This window comes from Halalkalibacterium ligniniphilum, from assembly GCF_000334155.1.
Classification (GTDB): domain Bacteria; phylum Bacillota; class Bacilli; order Bacillales; family Bacillaceae_D; genus Halalkalibacterium; species Halalkalibacterium ligniniphilum.
Genome location: NZ_ANNK01000049.1, coordinates 1 through 2,354, shown reverse-complemented (window position 1 = coordinate 2,354; position 2,354 = coordinate 1). Strand labels below are relative to the sequence as shown.

Sequence of the window (2,354 nt, the reverse complement as noted above, 5' to 3'; positions counted from 1 at the left end):
AAAAACACCCATGCTTTTAAACCTTCCACATCAGAAAAGCAGTTCACCAAGGCCGAAGACTCATTTGCTGTCACATTAAATTGGTTCAAAATCTCGGCTGTAAGCTTCATGACACCAAGAACGCCTTCGTAGATCACAAAATGCTGAAGGACAAAACCCTCTAACCGTGTCATCTTCAAATCACGCTTATGCAGCTCCGAATAAAACCAATCTTGGTCAATCTCTTTTTCCAATAACAAACTTGTTTGTCGTAAGGTTTTTGCTGTCGTGTTGTTAAAACGAAATCGCCCCGTATCTCCAACAATTCCTGCATACAACAGCAAGGCGCTCCTTTCACTTAATTCATATCCTCGCTTTTGGCCATGCTCGTACAGATCAACGATCATTTCACTGGTGGAGCTTGCACTCGTATCAACCCAAACAAGATCGCCGTAGGGCTCTTCATTTGGATGATGATCAATTTTTATTACCACTTTTCCTTTGATGTAGCGCTTGTCACTAATTCGCTCAGTATTTGCCGTATCACAGACAATTACAAGCGCATCCTCATAAAACGCATCATCCACTTGATCCATCTCTCCAAGAAACGCTAAATAACTAGCCTCCTCACCTACAACTTTTACCTTTTTGTTTGGATACCGATCTTGTATAAGTGCAGCTAGTCCAGCTTGTGAGCCTAGCGCATCAAGGTCAGGACGCTCATGACGATGGATAATAATCCGTTCGTACTTGTCAATCATGTCTAAAATTTCATCAAGCATCATGCACGCTCCTTCTGTTCATCATTCCTTCACTAGCAATTCTCCCATTGAAACGATACAATAAAAACAAGATTGTATGTCCGGGAGGAACAAATGCTATGGTACAATTATTTACAATTTTTGTTGTGATTTCTGCTGTTTTATTTATTTTTTTCAAAGTGCGGGTATGGCGTACACCTGAATCTTTATTGAAACAAATTCATCAGACAAAAGCGAATATGGCTCTCGGTGTCTTCTTAATCGCTTTTGGCTTGAACCTTCTTATTACACCTCGAAGCACTATTGATATTGTTGTCGGCTCTGTTTTCTCACTTCTTGGTGCGGCCAATGCTTTTTTTGGCTTTCGCGCTTACCAACATTATGCCCCTCAGTTCCACGAGCGTAATCACTCATAAGAAAAGCACTTGCCGCCACTGGCGCCTGCAGCTAACTTCGAACAAAAAGGCTTGGTCAGTGCCAAGCCTTTTTGTTCGCTTTCTAGTCAATTAATTGAGCCATCATCAGTGCCTTGCCGACAATCTCTTCTTGATGATAGAGCTCTACATCAATTTTCCCATGCTTTCGTCCGATCTCAAGAACACGTGGCTGAATCGAAATCATACTTTCAATTTGAACAGGCTTAATAAAATAAAGCGTAATATTTTCAACGACAAGATCACCTTTTTTATATTTCCTTAATACTCGACTTCCCGCTTCAATCACAAGGGTCGTAATGACACCATAGGAGATCGTTCCAAGCTGGTTCGTCATTTGTGGTGTAATCGCAACCTCGAAGGAATAATCTTGACCTATTGACACATCCTGCACTCCATTTGTTACAAGATCCTCAATCGTTTCCCCTACATGAGGCTGCCGCTGAATCATTTGCAGTGCTTTTAACACATCCTGGCGGCTTATGACACCAATTAACTTTCGCTGTGAATCAATAACCGGAAGAAGCTCAATCCCTTCCCAAACCATGACATGAGCCACTGCAGCGACAGAGGTTCGCTCGCTGACCGTTATCGGATTTTTCGTCATCACTTTCTCAATCGGCGTCTGTCTATTTGCACCGAGAACATCCTTCGCAGCTACCATCCCTTGAATTCTCATATGCTCATCAATGACTGGATAGCGGCTATGTCCCGTTTTTTGATTCAATTCATGCCATTTGTCAACTTGATTGGCTGTTGTCATATAATACGTATCTTGAAGAGGAATCAATATATCATCGACTAAGACAATTTCCTTTTTGATTAACTGGTCGTAAATGGCTCGGTTTATCATCGTAGCAACAGTAAATGTATCATAGCTTGTTGAAATAATCGGTAGCTCCAATTCATCGGCTAGCTTAATCACTTCCTCACTCGTATCAAACCCACCGGTTATGAGAACAGCTGCTCCCGCCTCAAGGGCAAGCTTGTGACCTTGATAACGATTTCCAACAATTAATAGATTTCCCGCTTCAACGTATCGCATCATCGCATCAAGCTTCATGGCTCCAATCACAAACTTATTTAATGTTTTATGCAGTCCTTGACGGCCACCAAGAACTTGTCCATCTACAATGTTGACGACCTCAGCAAATGTCAGCTTTTCAATATTTTCTTTTTT

At 41.7% G+C, this 2,354-nt stretch carries 3 protein-coding genes; 1 reads left to right on the top strand and 2 read right to left on the bottom strand.

All coding sequences use genetic code 11. The annotated features are described in order from the left end of the window. The coding region (locus BLT_RS0104370) for a DHH family phosphoesterase (RefSeq protein ID WP_017726593.1) at window positions 1–761 on the bottom strand (761 nt) is incomplete at its 3' end. Window positions 762–859: 98 nt separating this feature from the next. Between BLT_RS0104370 and BLT_RS0104365 the strand changes: the two genes are divergently transcribed. Further along, a complete protein-coding gene (locus BLT_RS0104365; protein ID WP_017726592.1) occupies window positions 860–1,156 on the top strand; it encodes a YtpI family protein in 297 nt (98 codons plus the stop codon). Between the two features lie 82 nt (window positions 1,157–1,238). Here BLT_RS0104365 and BLT_RS0104360 read toward each other — a convergent pair. Then, on the bottom strand, window positions 1,239–2,354 hold a 1,116-nt coding region (locus BLT_RS0104360; protein WP_017726591.1), incomplete at its 5' end, for a DRTGG domain-containing protein.

Excerpts from the sequence above, each read along its gene's own strand:
- BLT_RS0104365 (WP_017726592.1), top strand. The coding sequence starts at position 860 with ATGGTACAATTATTTACAATTTTTGTTGTGATTTCTGCTGTTTTATTT.